Annotated in this window: 20 protein-coding genes and 1 riboswitch; of the genes, 12 read left to right on the top strand and 8 right to left on the bottom strand. The window is 65.5% G+C overall.

Annotated elements, in window-relative coordinates; translation table 11 throughout:
• The first annotated feature begins 2 nt into the window (after positions 1-2).
• From mtgA to DT603_RS05170, 3 genes are read left to right on the top strand one after another with little or no spacing between them, the layout of a single operon-like run.
• Positions 3-731: a monofunctional biosynthetic peptidoglycan transglycosylase gene (gene mtgA, locus DT603_RS05180; RefSeq protein WP_246191622.1), complete on the top strand. Its 729-nt coding sequence runs from the start codon at positions 3-5 to the stop codon at positions 729-731.
• A gap of 2 nt (positions 732-733) precedes the next feature.
• A complete protein-coding gene (locus DT603_RS05175) occupies positions 734-1,762 on the top strand; it encodes a glycosyltransferase family 2 protein (protein WP_162348807.1) in 1,029 nt (342 codons plus the stop codon).
• Positions 1,722-2,150, top strand: a complete 429-nt coding sequence (locus tag DT603_RS05170; protein ID WP_162348806.1) for a CBS domain-containing protein — start codon at positions 1,722-1,724, stop codon at positions 2,148-2,150. Before DT603_RS05175 ends, DT603_RS05170 begins: the two co-directional genes overlap by 41 nt.
• Before the next feature lie 96 nt (positions 2,151-2,246).
• On the opposite strand, the gene DT603_RS05165 is transcribed toward DT603_RS05170, so the two are convergent.
• Positions 2,247-4,211 carry an AsmA family protein gene (locus DT603_RS05165; RefSeq protein ID WP_162348805.1) on the bottom strand — a complete coding sequence of 655 codons (1,965 nt, stop codon included), beginning with the start codon at positions 4,209-4,211 and terminating at the stop codon, positions 2,247-2,249.
• A 68-nt stretch (positions 4,212-4,279) separates the two neighbouring features.
• The gene (gene trhA, locus DT603_RS05160) at positions 4,280-4,921 is read right to left on the bottom strand and encodes a PAQR family membrane homeostasis protein TrhA (protein WP_162348804.1); all 642 of its coding nucleotides are present in this window, start codon (positions 4,919-4,921) and stop codon (positions 4,280-4,282) included.
• A 100-nt stretch (positions 4,922-5,021) separates the two neighbouring features.
• Here trhA and DT603_RS05155 point away from each other — a divergent pair, with 100 nt between their 5' ends.
• Together DT603_RS05155 and DT603_RS05150 are read left to right on the top strand one after the other, a co-directional pair.
• A complete protein-coding gene (locus DT603_RS05155) occupies positions 5,022-5,648 on the top strand; it encodes a sulfotransferase family 2 domain-containing protein (RefSeq protein ID WP_162348803.1) in 627 nt (208 codons plus the stop codon).
• A 1-nt stretch (position 5,649) separates the two neighbouring features.
• On the top strand, positions 5,650-6,219 hold the full coding sequence (locus DT603_RS05150) for an aspartyl/asparaginyl beta-hydroxylase domain-containing protein (RefSeq protein ID WP_162348802.1): 570 nt from the start codon (positions 5,650-5,652) through the stop codon (positions 6,217-6,219).
• Here the strand turns inward: DT603_RS05150 and DT603_RS05145 are convergent.
• The 4 genes from DT603_RS05145 to DT603_RS05130 all read right to left on the bottom strand — a co-directional run bounded on the left by DT603_RS05145 (position 6,204) and on the right by DT603_RS05130 (position 10,831).
• Complete coding sequence (locus DT603_RS05145; protein ID WP_343037722.1) at positions 6,204-7,124, bottom strand: CPBP family intramembrane glutamic endopeptidase; 921 nt, start codon at positions 7,122-7,124, stop codon at positions 6,204-6,206. The two genes, DT603_RS05150 and DT603_RS05145, sit on opposite strands and share 16 nt — an antisense overlap.
• A gap of 3 nt (positions 7,125-7,127) precedes the next feature.
• On the bottom strand, positions 7,128-8,732 hold the full coding sequence (locus DT603_RS05140) for a peptide chain release factor 3 (RefSeq protein WP_162348801.1): 1,605 nt from the start codon (positions 8,730-8,732) through the stop codon (positions 7,128-7,130).
• An 81-nt stretch (positions 8,733-8,813) separates the two neighbouring features.
• Entirely contained in the window at positions 8,814-9,740 is a 927-nt protein-coding gene (locus DT603_RS05135) for a peptidoglycan DD-metalloendopeptidase family protein (RefSeq protein ID WP_162348800.1), read from the bottom strand.
• Positions 9,737-10,831, bottom strand: a complete 1,095-nt coding sequence (locus DT603_RS05130; RefSeq protein WP_162348799.1) for an NHL repeat-containing protein — start codon at positions 10,829-10,831, stop codon at positions 9,737-9,739. Before DT603_RS05130 ends, DT603_RS05135 begins: the two co-directional genes overlap by 4 nt.
• Positions 10,832-10,941: 110 nt before the next feature.
• A riboswitch (SAM riboswitch) is annotated at positions 10,942-11,058 on the top strand.
• A gap of 82 nt (positions 11,059-11,140) precedes the next feature.
• On the opposite strand from DT603_RS05130, the gene metX reads away from it, so the two are divergent.
• The 3 genes from metX to DT603_RS05115 are packed head-to-tail and all read left to right on the top strand — an operon-like array spanning position 11,141 to position 14,519.
• Positions 11,141-12,208, top strand: coding sequence for a homoserine O-succinyltransferase MetX (gene metX, locus DT603_RS05125; protein WP_162349107.1), 1,068 nt, complete (start codon positions 11,141-11,143; stop codon positions 12,206-12,208).
• On the top strand, positions 12,205-13,434 hold the full coding sequence (locus DT603_RS05120; protein ID WP_162348798.1) for an O-succinylhomoserine (thiol)-lyase: 1,230 nt from the start codon (positions 12,205-12,207) through the stop codon (positions 13,432-13,434). The genes metX and DT603_RS05120 overlap by 4 nt, the downstream gene beginning before the upstream one ends.
• The gene (locus DT603_RS05115) at positions 13,431-14,519 is read left to right on the top strand and encodes a homoserine dehydrogenase family protein (protein ID WP_162348797.1); all 1,089 of its coding nucleotides are present in this window, start codon (positions 13,431-13,433) and stop codon (positions 14,517-14,519) included. The genes DT603_RS05120 and DT603_RS05115 overlap by 4 nt, the downstream gene beginning before the upstream one ends.
• A gap of 27 nt (positions 14,520-14,546) precedes the next feature.
• Here the strand turns inward: DT603_RS05115 and DT603_RS05110 are convergent, their stop codons facing one another.
• Positions 14,547-15,281, bottom strand: coding sequence for a 16S rRNA (uracil(1498)-N(3))-methyltransferase (locus DT603_RS05110; RefSeq protein WP_162348796.1), 735 nt, complete (start codon positions 15,279-15,281; stop codon positions 14,547-14,549).
• Positions 15,278-16,672, bottom strand: coding sequence for an adenosylmethionine--8-amino-7-oxononanoate transaminase (bioA, locus tag DT603_RS05105; protein ID WP_162348795.1), 1,395 nt, complete (start codon positions 16,670-16,672; stop codon positions 15,278-15,280). The genes DT603_RS05110 and bioA overlap by 4 nt, the downstream gene beginning before the upstream one ends.
• Before the next feature lie 47 nt (positions 16,673-16,719).
• On the opposite strand from bioA, the gene nudE reads away from it, so the two are divergent.
• From nudE to DT603_RS05085, 4 genes are all read left to right on the top strand, one after another.
• Positions 16,720-17,274 carry an ADP compounds hydrolase NudE gene (gene nudE, locus DT603_RS05100; protein WP_162348794.1) on the top strand — a complete coding sequence of 185 codons (555 nt, stop codon included), beginning with the start codon at positions 16,720-16,722 and terminating at the stop codon, positions 17,272-17,274.
• Positions 17,271-18,077 carry a 3'(2'),5'-bisphosphate nucleotidase CysQ gene (gene cysQ / locus DT603_RS05095; protein WP_162348793.1) on the top strand — a complete coding sequence of 269 codons (807 nt, stop codon included), beginning with the start codon at positions 17,271-17,273 and terminating at the stop codon, positions 18,075-18,077. Before nudE ends, cysQ begins: the two co-directional genes overlap by 4 nt.
• A 141-nt stretch (positions 18,078-18,218) precedes the next feature.
• Positions 18,219-18,995, top strand: a complete 777-nt coding sequence (mazG, locus tag DT603_RS05090; protein WP_246191616.1) for a nucleoside triphosphate pyrophosphohydrolase — start codon at positions 18,219-18,221, stop codon at positions 18,993-18,995.
• Positions 18,992-19,315, top strand: coding sequence for a YnfA family protein (locus DT603_RS05085; protein WP_162348792.1), 324 nt, complete (start codon positions 18,992-18,994; stop codon positions 19,313-19,315). The genes mazG and DT603_RS05085 overlap by 4 nt, the downstream gene beginning before the upstream one ends.
• Positions 19,316-19,319: the final 4 nt, after the last annotated feature.

Genomic DNA, 19,319 nt, shown 5'->3' with positions numbered 1-19,319 from the left:
GCCTGCATATCGAAACCGCCCTGCCAGCACGCAAAAGAAGGCGGTGGCTGCGCTGGCTGCTCGCGCTTCCATTCTTAATCGCCGCGGCCAGCATCCTGCAGGTGGCAGCCCTGCGCTTCATCGATCCCCCCTTCTCGGCTTTCATGGCGGCGCGCCAGTTCGAAGCGTGGGCTGCCGGCGACATGAAGTTCCGGATTGCCTACGACTGGCGGGACATGGATGAAATTTCCGCCAATCTGCCGGTGGCCATGGTGGCCGCCGAAGACCAGAACTTCGCGACCCATCGCGGATTCGATTTCAAGGCCATCGAAAAGGCCCGCGTGAACAATGCCAAGGGCCGCAAGGTCAGGGGCGCCAGCACGGCCAGCCAGCAGGTCGCCAAGAACCTGTTCCTCTGGCAGGGACGAAGCTGGCTGCGCAAGGGCGTCGAGGCCTGGTACACCCTGCTCATCGAGCTGCTGTGGCCCAAGACCCGCATCCTGGAGGTCTATGCCAACATCGCCGAATTCGGTGATGGCATCTACGGTGCCCAGGCGGCCGCGCGCAGTTATTGGGGCAAGGATGCACGGCAGTTGTCGCTGGCCGAGAGTGCACGCCTGGCCGCCGTGCTTCCGGCGCCGCGCCGCTACAGCGTGGCCCGTCCGGGTCCGTTCGTGCAGCGTCGCGCGAACTGGATCCAACGCCAGGTCCGCCAGATCGGCGGGCCTGCCTACCTGCAGACACTGGACTGAGCATGCCCGAGCCTTCGCAACGCCTGACGGTCATCGTGGCAGCCCGCAACGAGGCCGAAAGCCTGCCCACGCTCCATGTCCGCATTGCAGAGGTGCTGCAACGGCTGGATGGCATCGACGGCCGCGTGCTCTACGTGGACGATGGCAGCAGCGACGATACCTGGCACGCCATGCAACGGCTGGCCCGCCAGGATCCAAGCGTGTCGCTGTTGCGCCTGTCACGGAACTTCGGCAAGGAGCTTGCGCTTACCGCGGGACTGGACCAGGTGGACGAGGGCGCGGTGCTGATCCTGGATGCGGACGGGCAGGACCCGCCGGAACTGATCCCGCAGTTCGTCTCCAAGTGGCGTGAAGGCTATGACGACGTGCACGGCACGCGCATCCAGCGCCAGGGCGAGAGCTGGCTGAAGCGCGCGACGGCCGCGGCCTTCTACCGCGTGATCGGCAAGTTGTCGAAAACCCCGATTCCCGCCGATACGGGGGATTTCCGCCTGCTGTCGGAGCGCGCGGTTGCCGCGCTGCGGCAGATCAGGGAGCGCCATCGTTTCATGAAGGGTCTGTTCGGCTGGGTCGGCTTCAGGCAGGTCGCGATCCCTTACCGGCGCGATCCGCGCGTGGCCGGCCACAGCAACTTCGGCTTCTGGAAGCTCTGGAATTTCGCGCTGGAAGGCATCACCAGTTTTTCAACCGCGCCGCTTCGCGTCGCCACCTACTTCGGCCTGCTGACCGCATTCGCCGCGTTCGTCTTCGCAGTGTGGATCATCGTGAAGGCAGCGCTGTACGGAGACCCGGTGGCCGGCTGGCCCACGATGATGGTGGTTATCCTTTTCATGGGCGGCATACAGCTGATGGCCCTTGGCCTGATCGGTGAATACCTGGGTCGCCTCTATGACGAATCCAAGCAGCGGCCGCTGTACCTGGTGGACGTCTGGCAACCGGGTGCGGGAGGAGTATTCTCTACCCTGCATCCCGGCGCGAAAGGAGATACTGATGCACACGCTACGACAGTTGTTGGAAAGCAAGGCGCCTGAGATCCACGCCGTCGCCCCAGGCGATTCTGTCTTCGATGCAATCAGGTTGATGGCCGAGAAGGGCGTAGGGGCGGTGCTGGTGATGGACGGCTCCCGGCTGGCCGGCATCATTTCCGAACGCGATTACGCGCGCAAGGTCGTATTGCACGGGCGCTCGTCGTCGGACACTTCTGTACGCGAGATCATGACCGCCGAGGTCATCACCGTGGGGCCACGGCACACCGTCGAGCAGTGCATGCAGCTGGTGACCGAAAACCGCATTCGCCACCTGCCGGTCGTGGACGGCGGCGAAGTTATCGGCGTGATCTCGATCGGCGACCTGGTCAAAGCGGTGATCGAGGACCAGAAGACCCAGCTCGATCAGCTGCAGCGTTATATCGCCAGTTGAGCCGGCCTAAGGCGCGCAGAGGGAACAGCAAGTCCCGCCAGCGGTGACGACTGCACCCGGCAAAATTGCTTACTGGGCTTGCCTATTGCGTTGAGCCTACTTGGCGTATTTCCCGCCACAGCCGCTGTCCTTGCCCGGACCCAGCTCCAGTGTTGCCAGCAATGCGGCCGGTGGCGCGATGCTGCCCAACGCCAGGGCCAGTGCACCTCGTAACCCAAGTCGCTTGAAGTCGGGCCGGAAGGAGGGGTCCTTGAACGTGCCGCCAAGCACCAGCGGCGAACGCAGCGCCAGGATGCTGCGATCCTTGGGCCGCGGACGCAGTTCAAGGTCCAGGGTTTCATTCTTCAGGCTGACCTGTCCACTGCCCACGATGATCGTGTCGGCGGTATCGAAAGCAAGCGCCCGCGACTGCATCAGGCCGTCACGCACCGAGAAGTCACCGAATGCGCAGCGGATCGGCACCTTGCGGTCCTTGGTGATCAGGAACTTCAACGCTTCGGCGATATCGATGCCGGCGAGTTCCATCAGCAGATTGCTGATCTGGCCCTTGCCCATGCCCAGGGCGATGTCGCCGTCGGCGCTGCCGAGCATGGCCGCGATGGAGTTGCCGGTACCGGTCACCGCAATATCGCCACCCACCCGGCCAACGGCATCCCGGGTCAGTTTCACGTCCGGGAACAGCCTGGACAGGTCAAGCCGGCGCGCGGAGATCTGCGCCTTGGTGCGGATCGTCGATTCGCGCGCATCCATGCGGATGGTGGAGCGGATATCGCCTCCTGCCACGCCGAAATTGAGCGGCACCAGCTGCAATATCCCGGCCTCGAGCTTGAGATGTGCATCCATGTCATCGATGGGCAGGCTGGGCGCATTGATACGGTGGGCCTTGAGCCGCACGTCGGCATCCATGGTCCGCAGCTTGGTCAGGTTGTACGGCGCATCAGGCAGCACGCGTGGATCGGCCGCCAGCTTCACCGACTGCGCCTTCAGTTCCGGATTGGTCGCTTCGCTGCCGCCGGTTTGCGGAGGAGCGCCGATGAAACCGGCCAGGTCGTCGAAATCGAGTCGCTGCGAGACCAGGTTCGCCACCAGCAAGGGTCGCTCGCGACCGGTGGTCACCGCTGCGGAACCAGCCAGGTCGCTGTCACCGACGATGCCCTTGAAGCGGTCGTAGTGCCAGGTGTTCTTCTCGCGCGTCAGTTGTCCATCGAACTTGTAGGGCGGCGTAGCCGGGGTGGCGATGCCGATAAGGGGATAGAGGTCTTCCAGGTTCTTGCCCGAGAGGGCAAGACGCAGGTCGAAATCGCGCAGGCGGAACGGATCGATCAGCGTTCCACGGGCATGGGCATTGGTGGCGCCCGCGCTGGCTTTGAGATCGATGCTGAAAGGTTCGGTGTTGTTGCTCAGTTCGAGCGGCGATTCGGCCCGGCCTGACAAGGTGAACGGGTTGCCGGTCCAACGACCCTTGCCCTTGATGTCGATAGGCGGGGAGGTGTTCTTCGCGGTACCCGGGGCGCTGTTAACCGAGATATCGATGTCGGTTTTCTTTGCCGCATTGAGGAATCGCAGGCGTCCCTGCTCGATCCATATCCGCCGGAACTGCATTGGGTTGTCGCCGGACTGGTCGCCGAACACCCAGTTGCCCACGCCCTTGGGACCGGTTTCCAGGCGCACGTCCGGGGACGACAGGCGGATTTCGGGGATGCGGGCCTGGCGCTTGAAGACCAGCGGCCACAGTTCGAAATCGATCTCGGCGCGGTCGGCGACCGCCATGGCCGGTTGCTTGGACCAGGAGGCATTTCCAAACCGTACCTTGTCGGCGGTTACCGTCGTGATCCGGCCCAGGTCCACATCCAGGTCGCCCCCGATCCTGAACTCACGGCCGGTGCGCGACTGGACCGTTCTCTCCAGCGGCCCCTTTAGCCAGTTCCAGTCGAAGAGGATGACCAGCACTACAACTGCGGCCAGAAGTACGCCAAGCACCGTCAGTGCGCGCCGTGAGGGCCTGCGGTCAATGAGCCGCTTGTGCTGGACGGAAGACTGTGGCGCGGAAGATTGATTCATCCCCTGAATATCAGGGTTGCGGTGTTCACGTTCCGCGAAAGGCCGGGTGACCGTTCATGTACGGGCCATCAGCCAGGGCGGGGCAGCACCTGCGCAGTGACGGCGATGAAGTGGCATACGCTGCCGCCAATCACGAACAGATGCCATATGGCGTGCGAAAACCGGATCGATTCCCGATGGTAGAAATAGGTGCCCAGGGTATAGGACACGCCACCCATCACCAGCCAGCCCAGGGTCCAGCCATCCAGCACTTGCAGCATCGGCTTGATGGCCACGATCACCAGCCAGCCCATCGCCACGTAGATGATGGTCGACAGCAGCTTGAAACGGCCTGTGTAGAACAGCTTGAAAACCACCCCGGACACGGCCAGCGTCCAGATGGCGATGAACAGGCCCCAGCCCCACGGTCCGCGCAGCCCGATCAGGGTGAACGGGGTGTAGGTGCCGGCGATCAACAGGTAGATCGCGCAATGATCGAAGACCTTGAGGCGACCCTTGGCCACGGGGTGCTGGATGCTGTGATAAAGCGTCGAGGCCACGTAGAGCAGCAGCAGGGTGACGCCAAAGACGATGGATGCGCCCAGCTGCCAGGCATCGCCATGTGTGGCGGCCAGTGTGATCAGCACCGATCCACCGGCGAGCGCGGCCACCGCGCCGAGTCCGTGGGTCAGGGCGCTGGCGATTTCGTCGCGGATTTCGTGCTTGTCCATCACTGCAGCCTTCTGGTCCTGTGCCCGGAAGATGTCCCGAACTGTCCGCGCGGGCCACGGATTGCCTATCATAACCACCTCTCCATCCACGCCCGTATGCATGATAATTTCGCGCCGCCACCGTTACATCTTCGTGGCCATCCCGAAAACGGGTACGCACTCGGTCCGGCAGGCGCTGCGCCAACACCTGGCCGACGACGACCTTGAACAGGTGGGGCTGTTCGTCAACCGGCGGTTTCCGTTCGCCGACCTTGCCGCGATCCGGCACGGTCACCTCAGTCTCCAGCAGGTGAGGCCAAGCCTGGAGCCGGGAGAGTTCGAATCCTATTTCAAGTTCGCGTTCGTACGGAACCCGTTCGACCGCTTCGTTTCGTATTGCGCCTTCATGAGCCGCGAGAATGGGCAATTCGCGGCCGACCCGACCGGCTTCATGAAGCACGTGCTGTTCGAAATGCGTCCTGAGCAGCACATCCTGTTCCAGCCGCAGCATCTGCTGCTGACCGGCGCCGACGGCGCCCTGTTGACGGACCACGTGGGCAGGGTCGAGGAATTGCAGGCCAGCTATGACCATGTATGCGCCAGGCTGGGCTTCGAAAGCACCGCCCTGGGTCGGGTCAACAGCTCGCAGCGCGGTGATTACAGGCAGTACTATGATGCCGAGCTGGTGGCGGGCATCAGCGACTACTATCAACGCGATCTCGAACTCTTCGGCTACTCCTTCGACTGACATGCACGCCAATCCGCGCAAAACCGCCTCCATTCGCCATCTCGGCCCCGTAGCGTCGGCCAGCCTGCGCGAAGCGGTGCTGGCGATCCCCGAATCTGTCTGGGACGAAGAGAACGCGGCCAAGCCGAACAAGTTCGACGCGCTCTCCAGCACCCGGCACATCGTGTTCCGCTTCGTCAGCAGTCCGTTGCATTGGGGCCTGTCCTACGATCGGCCGCTGTGGAGCCAATGGCAGCAACGGTTGCTGCCGGTGATGGAGGAGGCGACGAAATCCTACGGGTATGCGCGGCATGCCTATCCACGGGTGATGCTGGCGCGCATGGCGCCAGGGGGTGTCATCCATCCCCATGTCGATGCCAATCCGGCGGCGTTGTGGCCGCACAAGATCCATGTGCCGATCACCACCAACGACAGGGTCACCTTCTTCCTAGGCGATGAAGGCCACAAGCTGGAAGTGGACAAGGCCTACGAGGTGAACAACCTGGGCAAGCATGCGGTGACCAACGAAGGTGGCACTGACCGCATCCACCTGATATTCGAGTACTACGACCTGGATCAGCCGGAAGAGTGAGGTTGCGGCAAGGCTGCAGGTGGCCGCTTCCAGAACGGCGGCACCGTGCTGTGCGCACGCATGATCCGGCGCGCCAGCAGCAGGCTGATGATGCCGCAGGTCAATACCGTCAGCGCCGAAGCTTCGGCGCCGAAGCCGCCGCCGTCCAGCCAGTCGGGCCCTTGCAAGGTCGATTCCAGCACTCCGTCCACGCCGATGCCCGAGACCGGAATGCCGAACAGGGCGCCCTGCACGAAATTCCATCCCGCATGCAGGCCGATGCACCACCACAGTGAGCGGGTCACGTGGTACAGCAGGCCGAACAGCACGCCTGCTTCCAGAGCGATGGCCGTCGAACTCCAGGCCGATGCTCCCGGGTTGGAGGAATGGGCGAAGCCAAAGAAAAGCGCGGAGACGGCCACTGCGATCCAGGTGCCGAGCCCTTCCTCGGTCAGCCGGAACAGGATGCCGCGGCTGACAATTTCCTCGGTGATGCCAGGGACCACCGCGGTCAGCAGGAACAGTGTCCACAGCGGCGCGTCGCCGACACCGACAACCGCATAAGCGCCGGCGGCCCACAGTTCAAGGACCAGCAGGCCGAACAGCAGCAGCGCCGCCAGCATGCCCCACAGCAGCTGAGGTGACTTGCGCCAGGCAAGGTCGTGCAAGGGGCGGCGTTCAATCAGCCTGGCGAGCACGACATGGGCCAACACGAACGGCAGCACGACAAGCAGCGTCGACGCGGGATTGGCGCTCATTGCCTTGAGGTCGTTGGCCGGTATGCCCACTTTCCGGCCGACCCATGTGGAAGCCAGCGCGAACACCGCCAGCAGCAAGGCGAAATACAGCATCCGCATCAACGGAGAGCGCAGCACCCGCAGGGTCAATACGACAGGCGCACCCGACCAGGCCTTGGCGTGGTCCACAGGTCAGTCAATGCCCACGCTGTGCGCATGCTCGCGCGTGGCCAGGAATTCGACGCCGGGCGCGCGTTCCTGCGCCAACTGCAGGTTGACCCGGGTCGGCGCCAGATAGACCAGCGCGCCGGCGGCATCCAGGGCCAGGTTCATCGCGTTCTTGTCGCGGAACTCTTCCAGCTTCTTCGCATCGTCGCAGCGGATCCAGCGCGCGGTTACCACGCCGATCGGTTCGAAGCTGGAATCGACGCTGTATTCGTCCTTCAACCGGTAGGCCACCACGTCGAACTGAAGCGTTCCCACCGCGCCCAGGATCAGGTCGTTGCTCATCAGCGGCCGGAAGAACTGGGTGGCGCCTTCCTCGCTCAGCTGGGCCAGGCCTTTCTGCAACTGCTTGAGCTTGAGCGGATCACGCAGGCGCGCGCGGCGGAACAGCTCGGGCGCGAAATTGGGGATGCCGGTGAAGCTGATGGCCTCACCCTCGGTGAAGGTATCGCCGATGGAAATGGTGCCGTGGTTGTGGATGCCGATCACGTCGCCCGGCCAGGCCTCGACCGCGATCTCGCGGTCGCTGGCCATGAAGGTCAGCGCGTTGGCCAGTTTCATTTCCTTGCCGGTGCGCACGTGGAAACTCTTCATGCCCGCCGAGAAGCGTCCCGAGCACACCCGCATGAAAGCCACGCGGTCGCGGTGCATGGGGTCCATGTTGGCCTGGATCTTGAAAACGAAGCCGCTGAGCTTGTTCTCCGAAGGATCCACCTTGCGCGTGGTGGTTGCATGCGGCTGCGGCGACGGCGCATGTTCGACGAAGAAGTCGAGCAGGGGCTGCACGCCGAAATTGTTGACCGCCGAGCCGAAGAAGACCGGGGTCTGCTTGCCCGCGTGGTAAGCATCCACATCGAAGGAATGCGAGGCGCCCTGCACCAGCTCCAGCTCATCGCGCAGTTCGGCCAGCAGTTGCGCGCCCAGTCGATCCACCAGTTGCGGATCGTCCAGCGAAGCGAAGATGGTGGAATCCTGGCGGGTGAAGTTGCGGCCCTGTTCGTAAAGATGCACTTCGCCGCTGACCAGGTGCACCACGCCTTTCAGGCGCGAGCCCATGCCGATCGGCCAGGTGACCGGTGCGCACTGGATGCCGAGCACGCTTTCCACTTCGTCCAGCAGGTCGATCGGGTCGCGGCCTTCGCGGTCCAGCTTGTTGATGAAGGTCATGATGGGCGTGTCGCGCAGGCGGCAGACTTCCATCAGCTTGATGGTGCGTTCCTCCACGCCCTTGGCCACGTCGATGACCATCAGCGCCGAGTCCACCGCGGTGAGCACGCGGTAGGTGTCCTCGCCGAAGTCGGCGTGCCCGGGCGTGTCCAGCAGGTTGACCATGCGGCCTTCGTAGGGGAACTGCATCACCGACGAGGTCACCGAGATGCCGCGCTCCTTTTCCAGCGCCATCCAGTCGGAAGTGGCGTGGCGGGCAGCCTTGCGGCCCTTCACCGAACCGGCCATCTGGATCGCGCCGCCGAACAGCAGCAGCTTTTCGGTCAGCGTGGTCTTGCCGGCGTCGGGATGGGAAATGATGGCGAAGGTGCGGCGGCGCGCGGCTTCGGTGGCGACTTCAGACATGGCGATAGCGCCCGCGCGGGCGCGTTCATTGGGACAGGAAGGCGCGAATTATAGCCCTTGGGTGGGTTGACCCGCGCCGGATCAGTGGACGCTGGGGAACTTCAGCTCGCCCAGCGGTCCGAACATGCGCAGCGGGATCGACTCCAGGCGCATGCCGCGGTTGACCTGCAGGACGAAATGCAGGTGCGGGGCGGTACTGAAGCCGGTGTTGCCGGAGAGGCCGATGCGCTGGCCCAGGCGCACGCGCTGCCCGGTCCGCACCTGCACGCCTTCGGGCTTGAGGTGCGCGTAGACGGCCATGCTGCCGTCGTCGTGCAGGATGCGGATGAAGTTCGCCCTGCCGCCATATTTCTCGCGGTTCAGCCCGGCCTTGTCGAAATCGTATTCGACCTGCATGACCACGCCTTCGCGCACCGCCACGATGGGTGTGCCTTCGGCCAGCGCGAAGTCGATCGCGTACCGGTTCTGTGGATCGCTGTGGCTGAAGCTGCCTCCTGGACCCTGGTCGACGCGCACGCGCGCGTAGTCGAACGGCAGCCGGTAGTCGTAGCTTCGCGGCTGCGCGGCAGGGTCTCCGGGCAGGCCATCGAGCAGTAGTTCGAAGTCATTGCCGCGCAGCGGATCGGTGGTGGAAATGGTCGCCACCAGCACGCTGCTGCGGGCGGGCACGATGGCGCTCGCCGGCAGCGCGGGCAAGCCGTAGACGTTGCGGTCGCGCTTGAAGCGCAGCATCACCTGCACCGGTCCGTACATCAGGTTGTCCGCCCACGCCTGGTAATCGCCCGACCGGCTCTCCAGGCGCAGGCGTACCAGCGCGCCGGGCGGGTTGCGGAAGCGGACTACGTCGACATCGCTGGCAGGCAGTTCGTCTGCCGCAGGCGGCTGGTCTCGGTACTGGCTGACACCGTGGCGGTCCTTCCAGCGATACAGCCGCGCCGCATCGGCGTCCGGCGCGCACCACAGTGCGACGCAGGCGATCAGGCTCGCAGCGGCCAGCCTGCGCTTCATTGCATGCAGCGGTCCGACAGGCCCAGCGCGCGCGCGATGTCGCGCAGGTCGAAGGCGGCCACGGCCTTGTCGTCATGCAGCGCGAACAGGGCGCCGGCCGGAAAACGCGGAGTGCCTGCGGCGTACAGGACCTGGCCGTCGGTGTTGGCGACCACCTTGCCGGAAAACGTCTTCAGGGGCTGCAGGCTGGAACGGTCGAATATCCGGAAGATGGTCGGCCGCAACTGGTCGACCGCAATCCAGTACCCCTGGCCCGCATCGCACGCCCATAACGCAATGCCTTCGGCGTCGGCGTCGAACAGCGGCAGGCTGTGGCTGCGGTACATGCCTTCCAGCGTGTACTCGCGCAACGTGGAACCCACGCGGCGGTCTTCCTCGGCAATCAGCAGGCGGTCGTTGACCGAGTCGCCGGCGATGGATTCGACCATGCGCAGCGCACCAGCTTCGGTGGTGTCGCCAAAAGCGCCCAGGTAGCGCGACTGCAACCTGCCATCGGCGTCCAGTCGCACCTCGAAACGTTTGACGCGCTGGTCAAGCTCGCCCATCGGCGGCAATTCACGGGTCGCGTAGTCGGCCATGAAGCTGTCGGTAACCAGCAACTCCAGGTCATCCGGTCTGGTCTCGCGCACCCACAGGCCATAAGGAACACGCAACACGTCCTGCCCGATCATGCCCAGCGGGGTGAAGTCGGGCAGGCGCAACACCTGCACGCGATGGTTGTCGCGCTCGGCAACGAACAGCAGGTCTCCATGCACGGCGATGCCGTTGGGCCGGTTGAACTGCGATGGTCCCTCGCCGGGTCCGCCCACGGCACGCAGGCGTTGCCCGGTCTCGGCGTCGTAGACCACCAGCCGATGGCTGGACTTGGCCGTGGCGATCAGCCAGGTGTGGCCATCCTCGGTGGGCCACACGGCCAGTGAATCCAGCTCGTCTTCGGGGCTTTCCGTCGATATCCAGGCTTCCGGGACCACCGCATCCACCGCCGTGGCCCCCTTCGGTACCTGCGCAGAGGAAGCAGGCGCAACAGGGGTGGTGCGACATGCGACAAGCAGTGCCAGCAACAGCACGCCGAGGTAGGGACGAAGATTCATATGCTAATTATGCGTTAAGGCCTGCGCAGGCCGCGAGCATTATCCCGTCCATTCATCGCTCTATCCGAATAAAGCGATTGACAAGCCGGAAAATCGCGGGCAACCTTCCCCCACCATCGAGACCGGCAGAGGGACAGGCCCTTTGAAGCCGGGGCAGCCAGGCCACGCGAAAGCGCCGCCCAGGTGCCAAATCCTGCGGAGACCCAGCGTCTACCGGAAGATGGTTCGTTCCCCGCCTCGTGCGGGGTCGAACGCCGAGCTCCGCGAAGCTCGATGGCAGTAGTCCATGTTCCCTTCCTGGATACCGCCATGAGCTTCGTCAACGCCGCCTTCCATGCCGTTCCTTCCGTGCAGTCCCTGCCGGCTTACGAGTCGTCAGTGGATTTGGCGCGCGAACTGCGCGGCGAAATCGATATCCGTCTCGACCTGCGCCATGCCGGTATCCGCCAGGTGACTCTGCGTTACGAGCTGCTGGGCGATGCGGGCCTGCCGGTCGTGCTCGTGGCAGGTGGCATTTCCGCCCATCGCCACGTGGTGGCCAGCGCGACCTTCCCGGAAAACGGGTGGGCCAATGCACTGGCCCAGCCGGGCCGCGCCCTGGATCCGGCCCATCGCCGCCTGCTGGCCATCGACTACGTCGGCGCCGACGGCAAGCTGGATGTGCCGCTGGAAACGGCCGACCAGGCCGATGCCATCGTGCAGCTGCTCGATGCGTTGGGGATCGCAAGGCTGCACGCCTTCGTCGGTTATTCGTATGGCGCGCTGGTCGGCCTGCAACTGGCCGCACGTCATCCCGACCGCCTGCGCAGGCTGGTCGCAGTCAGTGGCGCCCATCGCGCGCATCCGTATGCATCAGCGTGGCGCGCGCTGCAGCGCAAGGCCGTGGCCCTGGGCCAACTGCAATGCGCCGATGCCCAGGGTCTGTCGCTGGCACGCCAGTTCGCGATGCTGAGCTACCGCACGCCGGAGGAATTCGACGAGCGTTTCGACGCGGCGCCCGAGATCATCAACGGTCGCGTCCGCTGCGCCGCCGAGGACTACCTGGATGCCGCCGGCGCGCAGTATGTCGCGCGCACCCCCGTCAACGCCTACCTGCGCCTGTCCGAATCGATCGACCTGCACCGTCTCGATCCCGCGCGGGTGGGGGTGCCCACCACTGTCGTGGCGGTGGAAGGCGACCGGCTGGTGCCGCTGGCCGACTCGGTGGCGCTGGTGGAAGGGCTGAACGCCCCGGGTGCCAGCGGGCGCGGCCAGCTCCGGGTGCTGCGTTCGCCCTATGGCCATGACGCTTTCCTGAAGGAAACCGATCGCATCGACAACATCCTGGTGGCCGCATTGCGCGATGCCGACCGCAACGAGAATGGAGTTTCCGCATGAGCAGCCCTGACAACCGCAATGAAATTTCCTGTAGTGCGGCGACGTCCGCAGTGCGTGCGGGTATCGACCGTGACGCCGCCTACGGCGCGGTCACTCCGCCCATCGTGCTGTCCTCCAATTTCAGCTTCGACGGCTTCGGCAACAAGCGCCAGTACGACTACACGCGCAGCGGCAATCCGACCCGTGACCTGCTGGGCGAAGCACTGGCCGAGCTGGAAGGCGGCGCCGGCGCCGTGGTCACCTCCACCGGCATGTCGGCGATCACCCTGGTGCTGAACGCCTTGCTGGAGCCAGGCGATCGCCTGGTGGTCCCGCATGATGCTTACGGCGGCAGCTGGCGGCTGTTCAATGCGCTGGCGAAGAAAGGTCATTTCGAGCTGATCACGGCCGACCTGACCGATCCGGGCTCGCTGGCCGACGCGCTGGCGCAGTCACCGAAGCTGGTGCTGATCGAGACGCCTTCCAACCCCTTGCTGCGCATCACCGACCTGCGCTTCGTCATCGATGCGGCTAGGAAAGCCGGCGCACTCACCGTTGTCGACAACACCTTCCTGTCGCCGGCCTTGCAGAAGCCCATCGACTTCGGCGCCGATGTCGTATTGCATTCCACCACCAAGTACATCAACGGCCACAGCGACGTGGTTGGCGGCGCCGTCATCGCGCGCGAAGCGGAAACCCTCGAAAAACTCGTGTGGTGGGCCAATGCGCTGGGCCTGACCGGATCTCCGTTCGACAGTTTCCTGACCCTGCGCGGCCTGCGCACGCTGGACGCGCGCCTGCGCGTGCACCAGGAGAACGCCACGGCCATTGCCACGCTGCTGGATGGGCATCCGGTCGTGTCCAGGGTCTATTTCCCGGGGCTGGCCTCGCATCCGGGGCATGCCGTTGCGGTACGCCAGCAGAAGGGGTTCGGGGCCATGCTCAGCGTGGAGCTGCATGGCGGCGAAGCGGCAGTGCGCGCCTTCGTCGATGGCTTGCAGTACTTCACCCTGGCCGAATCGCTGGGCGGCGTGGAAAGCCTGATCGCGCACCCGGCGACGATGACCCATGCGGCCATGACGCCCGAGGCACGCGCCAAGGCGGGTATTTCCGACGGCCTGCTGCGACTTTCAGTGGGTATCGAATCCAGTGAAGACCTGCTTGCCGATCTGTCGCTGGCCCTGCGCCGGGCCGAACGCGTCGCGGCCGGCCAGTCCCAGGAACAGCGCGTGCTCGTCGACGCATGAGCCGCGTCATACGCCTGGCAACCGCCTACCGTGCGGTGCCGACGCCCCGGCTGGCCTTGTTGGGCACCGGGCAGGTGGGCGGCGCCTTCGTTGCCCGCTACCAGAGCCTGCTGGAACGCGGCAGTGCCTTGCCCGAGTTCGCCTGGCTGGCCAACTCGCGCGCCCTGCAGCATTGCAATGAGTTGCCCGGCGCGGCGCTTGATGCGGCTCGCGGGTCGCCTCTCAGTCTCGATCCCCTGCAACCGTGGGCAGAGGCCGACGCGTTGCGTCGCGGCGACGTGGTGGTCGATGCCACCGCCAGCGAGTCGGTGGCCGACTGGCACGCCGAATGGATCGCGCGCGGCGTAAACGTGGTGACCGCCAACAAGCTTGGCCAGGGCGGGGCGCTGGCACGTGCGCGCGACATCGACGATGCAGGCCGCGCGACCGGCGCATCCTATGGCGACAGTGCCACGGTGGGCGCGGGACTGCCGCTCTTGCGCAGCCTGCGTGAACTGGTCGCCGGCGGCGATCGCATCCATCGCGTCGAAGGCGTGTTGTCCGGTTCGCTGGCCTGGCTGTTCCATCATTACGACGGCGTGCAGACGTTCTCCAACCTGGTGCGTGAAGCGCGCCGCCTGGGCTTTACCGAGCCTGATCCCAGACTGGATCTCTCAGGCGAGGACGTGCGCCGCAAGCTACTGATCCTGGCGCGGGCGGCCGGGCACGCATTGCACCGGGAACAGGTGGAGGTCGAGTCGCTGGTGCCTCCGGCGCTGGCTGCGCTGACCGTGGGCGAGCTGGACGCACAGCTGCCCTTGCTGGATGAGCCGCTCGCCGGGCGACTCGAGGATGCGCACGACAATGGCCGCAAGCTATGTTTCGTCGGGCGCTTCGATGACGAAGGCGCGCGGGTCGGCTTGCAGGCGCTGGCGCCGGCTCATCCGTTGTGCGGTGGCAGTGGAACAGACAACCGTGTCGCGATTTTCAGCGACCGTTATTGCAGGCAGCCACTTCTGATCCAGGGGCCGGGGGCGGGTGCGGAAATCACCGCCGCCGCCTTGCTGGACGATGTGATGCGGATCGCGGCAGCGCGGACCCGCTGATTGCGGTGGCCCTGGCGAAAGGAAGTGCTACAGGTCCCCGAAACGCGATTGCAACGCCGCAATAGCGGCCAGCCCCGCGGTCTCCGTGCGCAGGATGCGTGGACCCAGGCGCAGGCCAGTGAAGCCGGCGATTCGCAGCAACTCGCGGTCGCGCGGCGACCAGCCGCCTTCGGGTCCGATGGCGATGGCAAGGTGATGGTCCCCGGGTGCGGCCAGGCCGGAAAGCGCATGCTCGCCCACCGGGTCCAGGATCAGCTTCAGTCCGATGCCGTCCAGGGTGGCTGCCGCGGGCGCGAGCCCCGCCGGCGTTGCAAGCCCTGGAATTCGCGCGCGTCCCGATTGTTCGCAGGCCGAGACCATCACGCTGCGCCAGTGCGCCATGCGCTTTTCGGTGCGGTCGGCATCCAGCTTCACTTCGGTGCGTTCGGCCAGCACCGGCAGCACGCGGGCTACGCCGAGTTCCGTGGCCTTCTGCAGGATCAGGTCCATCTTCTCGCCGCGCGCGATTCCCTGCAGCAGGGTGATGTGAAGCGGTGATTCGTTCTCCACGGCCTGGCAAGCATGCAGGTCGACGGTGACCTCGCGTTTGCCGGCCGTTGCGATGCGAGCCGCGTGGTCGTTGCCGTCGCCATTGAACAGGATGCACTCGTCGCCTTCACGCAAACGCAGCACGCGGACCAGATGCGTGGCGGCGGACTCGGGCAGGACCACCCTGGCACCAGTGGCAAGGGCGACATCGACATGGCAGCGGGTCAGCCTCATGCGACCGCCTCGTCGATCGCGCTGCGGGTGGTCTCGGCCAACAGCTGCAACTGCGCGTCATCGATGCAGTACGGGGGCATCCAGTACAACACGTCGCCCAGCGGACGCAGGACCACGCCTCGTGCCAGCGCTGCGCGATAGGCTTTCAGCCCGATCTTCTGCGCCGTGGGGAAAGGCGTTCGCCCGCGACCATCGCGCGACAGTTCGAAGGCCACGATCATCCCCGCCTGGCGCACGTCGGCCACGTGGGGATGGGAGGCGAATGGTGCGGCCAGCACTGCCATCTTCGCGGCCGTCTCGCGGTTGCGTGCCAGCACGCCATCGGTTTCGAAGATGTCCAGCGTCGCCAGGGCGGCGGCGCAGGCCAGTGGATTGCCGGTGTAGCTGTGCGAATGCAGGAAGGCGCGCTCGCGCGAATCGTCCAGGAACGCGTCATAGATTTCCTGCGTCGCCAGCACCGCGGCCAGTGGCAGGAAACCACCGGTCAGCCCCTTCGACAGGCACATCAGGTCCGGCATGACGCCGCTGTCCTGGCTGGCGAACATCGGCCCGGTGCGTCCGAAGCCCACCGCGATCTCGTCGGCGATCAGGAATATGCCATGGGCATCGCAGAGCTGGCGCGCGCGCGCCAGGTAGGCCGGATCGTGCATGCGCATGCCGCCGGCGCACTGCACGCGCGGCTCGATGATCAGGGCGCAGATCTCGCCCGGATGGCGGTCAAGCAGATTGGCCAGGCCGTCGGCGGCACGCAGCGCGCAATCGGCCGCCGATTCGCCGGGCAGGGCCAGGTAGGCGTCGGGTGATGGCGCGAACAGCGCCTCGCTGAGCAGCGGCGCATACACGCGCCGGTAGAGCGGTATGTCGCCGACGGCCAGCGCGCCGATGGTTTCGCCGTGGTAGCCATTCTCAAGCGCGACGAACTTGGTGCGCCGGTGCTCACCGCGATTGTGGAAATAGTGGAACGCCATCTTCAGCGCGACCTCCACGCCGGCCGAGCCATTGTCGGCATAGAAGACCTTGGCCAGCGGCTTGCGGCCGGGCTGGCGTGGAGCCATCGCCAGCAGGCGTTCGGCCAGGCGCACCGCCGGGGCGTGCGAGAAGCCCGCCAGCATCACCTGTTCCAGCGTCTGCGCCTGGCGCGAGATCGCCGCGGCGATGCGCGGCTCGCTGTGGCCGAACAGGTTGGTCCACCAGCTGCTTACCGCATCCAGGTAGCGGCGCCCGTCATAGCCGACCAGCCAGGCGCCTTCGCCGCGCTCGATGGGCACCAGCGGCAGCGTGTCCGGGTGCTCGCGCATCTGCGTGCACGGGTGCCACAGCACGGCCAGGTCGCGTGACCGCCAGTCGCCGGCCTCTGTTAGCATTTGTGGTTCATGGTCTTTTTCCTGCATTCGCCCATCATATCGGCCGCCACCGGCCATCGCACCGGTGCGTGTCGATGAGCCGGCGCCTGCCCGTTATCCATCGCATCACCGAAAGGCCGGAAGGGCCCTCGGAGCGCAAGGTGGAAGAGCTGGACCTTGAATTCAGCAACGGCGAGCGCCGCCGCTTCTACAGGCAGAAGCCCACCGGGCACGGCGCGGTGGTGGTCGTGCCCATGCTGGACGAGGAAACCGTGTTGCTGGTGCGCGAATACGCAGCCGGTGTGCATCGTTACGAACTGGGGCTGGTCAAGGGCCGCATCGATGCGGGCGAAAGCCCCGCGCAGGCCGCCGACCGCGAATTGAAGGAAGAGGCCGGCTATGGCGCGCGCAGGATCGACGTGCTGCGTGCGATGAGCCTGGCGCCCACCTACATGAGCCACCAGTCGTGGCTGGTCCTTGCACGCGACCTGTATCCCGAGCGCCTGCCCGGCGATGAGCCCGAGGAGCTGGAAGTGGTGCCGTGGAAGCTTGATGCGCTGGACCAGCTGATGATGCGCGAGGATTTTTCGGAGGGGCGTTCCCTGGCCGCATTGTTCATCGCCCGCGAATGGCTGGGGAAATCCGCATGAGCCTGGTGACCGCTGATCTGCAGGAAGCAGTGATAGCCATTGCGCGCGAAGCGGCGGCCGCGATCCTCGAGGTGTACGAACACGCCTTCGAGGTGGAACGCAAGTCCGATGCAAGCCCGCTCACTGCGGCCGACCTTGCGGCCCACCACATCATCGTCGAGGGCCTGCAAAGGCTGACCCCGGAATGGCCGGTGCTGTCGGAAGAATCGGCCACCGTGCCCTGGGAAGTACGCCGCCACTGGACGCGTTACTGGCTGGTCGACCCACTGGACGGGACCCGCGAATTCGTCAAGCGCAACGGTGAGTTCACCGTCAACATCGCGCTGATAGATGATGGCGCCAGCGTATTTGGCGTAGTGCTGGCGCCCGTGGGCGGTGTGGTGTGGCATGGCGTGCGCGGGCAGGACGCCTATCGTCGCGAAGGCGAAACCGATGTGCTGCTGCGTACGCGCCGACCAGCTACCGGCGCATTGCGCGTCGCCGCCAGCCGCTCGCACCGGGATGCGCGCACCGAGGCCCTGCTGGCCCGGATCGGTGAGACCGAAACCATCGGCCTGGGCTCTTCGCTCAAGTTCTGCCGCATCGCCGAAGGTGGCATGGACGTGTACCCGCGTTTTGGTCCCACCTCCGAGTGGGACACCGCCGCGGCGCAGTGCGTGCTGGAAGCGGCGGGCGGCGCAGTGATTGCCCCGGACGGACGCGCCTTCCGCTACAACCAGCGTCCGACGCTCCTGAATGGCGATTTCCTCGCCCTGGGCGATCCGCAGCTGCCCTGGAAAACCTGGCTCACCGCGTCCCCGTAGAGCCGCCCCAGCCCCACTGCACTAGTAGTCGGGGGAGGGCAGCAGGGCAAGCCCGGCTCTGCCGGGGGACTTATTGCAACCTTCATTCACAGGGCACTGACCGTGACCGCTCCGCATAACGTCGATGAACTGCTTGCCATCATGGCCCGCCTGCGGGACCGCGACAGCGGATGCCCGTGGGACCTGGAACAGGACTTCGCCAGCATCGCGCCTTACACCATCGAGGAGGCCTACGAAGTTGCCGATGCGATCGATCGCAATGACCTGGGCGACCTGAAGGACGAGCTCGGCGACCTGCTGTTGCAGGTGGTCTTCCATGCGCAGATGGCCAAGGAGCAGGGCGCATTCGATTTCGGTGACGTGGTGGCAGCCATCTGCGACAAGATGCTGCGCCGGCATCCGCATGTCTTTGCCGGGGCCACGGTCGAGGATGCGGAGGCACAGACGCGGGAATGGGAAGCTCAGAAGACACGCGAGCGGCAGGCTGCCGGCGATGCCGATACTTCGGCGCTCGCGGGCATCGCCCGCGGCATGCCGGAATGGCAGAAGGCGGTGAAGCTGCAGTCGCGCGCTGCGCGCGTGGGCTTCGACTGGCCCGGGCCCGCGCCGGTGATCGCCAAGCTGCACGAGGAAATAGAGGAAGTGCGCGTTGAATTCGCCCAGGCCGCGACAGCCGACAACCGTGAGCGGCTGCAGGATGAGATTGGCGACGTGCTGTTCGTGTGTGCCAACCTGGCCCGCCATGCCAAGGTCGACGTCGGCGCTGCCTTGCGCCACGCCAACCTGAAGTTCGAGCGCCGTTTCCGCAGCATGGAGGCGATGGCTGCTGACGACGGAACAGCGCTGCAGGGCATGACACTGGAGCAGCAGGACGAGTACTGGAACCGTGCAAAAGGTCTGGAGCGCGTGAGCCGGTGAAAACGCTGCTGCTTTTCGTGCTCACCGCCATAGCGGAGATCGTGGGCTGCTACCTGCCGTATATCTGGCTGCGCAAGGGCGGAAGCGCGTGGCTGCTGCTGCCGGCCGCCGCCAGCCTGGCCTTGTTCGCCTGGCTCCTGACCTTGCACCCGACCGCTGCAGGACGGATCTACGCAGCCTACGGCGGTGTCTACGTGACCGTAGCGATGGGATGGCTCTGGTGGGTGGATGCGGTCAAGCCGACGCGGTGGGACCTGCTGGGTGCCACGTTGTGCCTGCTGGGCATGGGCGTCATCATGTTCGCGCCGCGCACCGCCTGAGCCA

It is taken from the genome of Pseudoxanthomonas gei (assembly GCF_010119615.1).
Taxonomy (GTDB): domain Bacteria; phylum Pseudomonadota; class Gammaproteobacteria; order Xanthomonadales; family Xanthomonadaceae; genus Pseudoxanthomonas_A; species Pseudoxanthomonas_A gei.
This window is presented reverse-complemented; position numbering and strand designations above follow the sequence as displayed.

Coding starts and splice junctions, on each gene's coding strand:
- DT603_RS05175 (WP_162348807.1), top strand. CDS start 734: ATGCCCGAGCCTTCGCAACGCCTGACGGTCATCGTGGCAGCCCGCAAC.
- DT603_RS05170 (WP_162348806.1), top strand. CDS start 1,722: ATGCACACGCTACGACAGTTGTTGGAAAGCAAGGCGCCTGAGATCCAC.
- DT603_RS05165 (WP_162348805.1), bottom strand. CDS start 4,211: ATGAATCAATCTTCCGCGCCACAGTCTTCCGTCCAGCACAAGCGGCTC.
- trhA (WP_162348804.1), bottom strand. CDS start 4,921: ATGGACAAGCACGAAATCCGCGACGAAATCGCCAGCGCCCTGACCCAC.
- DT603_RS05155 (WP_162348803.1), top strand. CDS start 5,022: ATGATAATTTCGCGCCGCCACCGTTACATCTTCGTGGCCATCCCGAAA.
- DT603_RS05150 (WP_162348802.1), top strand. CDS start 5,650: ATGCACGCCAATCCGCGCAAAACCGCCTCCATTCGCCATCTCGGCCCC.
- DT603_RS05140 (WP_162348801.1), bottom strand. CDS start 8,732: ATGTCTGAAGTCGCCACCGAAGCCGCGCGCCGCCGCACCTTCGCCATC.
- DT603_RS05135 (WP_162348800.1), bottom strand. CDS start 9,740: ATGAAGCGCAGGCTGGCCGCTGCGAGCCTGATCGCCTGCGTCGCACTG.
- DT603_RS05130 (WP_162348799.1), bottom strand. CDS start 10,831: ATGAATCTTCGTCCCTACCTCGGCGTGCTGTTGCTGGCACTGCTTGTC.
- metX (WP_162349107.1), top strand. CDS start 11,141: ATGAGCTTCGTCAACGCCGCCTTCCATGCCGTTCCTTCCGTGCAGTCC.
- DT603_RS05120 (WP_162348798.1), top strand. CDS start 12,205: ATGAGCAGCCCTGACAACCGCAATGAAATTTCCTGTAGTGCGGCGACG.
- DT603_RS05115 (WP_162348797.1), top strand. CDS start 13,431: ATGAGCCGCGTCATACGCCTGGCAACCGCCTACCGTGCGGTGCCGACG.
- DT603_RS05110 (WP_162348796.1), bottom strand. CDS start 15,281: ATGAGGCTGACCCGCTGCCATGTCGATGTCGCCCTTGCCACTGGTGCC.
- bioA (WP_162348795.1), bottom strand. CDS start 16,672: ATGCAGGAAAAAGACCATGAACCACAAATGCTAACAGAGGCCGGCGAC.
- nudE (WP_162348794.1), top strand. CDS start 16,720: ATGAGCCGGCGCCTGCCCGTTATCCATCGCATCACCGAAAGGCCGGAA.
- cysQ (WP_162348793.1), top strand. CDS start 17,271: ATGAGCCTGGTGACCGCTGATCTGCAGGAAGCAGTGATAGCCATTGCG.
- mazG (WP_246191616.1), top strand. CDS start 18,219: ATGGCCCGCCTGCGGGACCGCGACAGCGGATGCCCGTGGGACCTGGAA.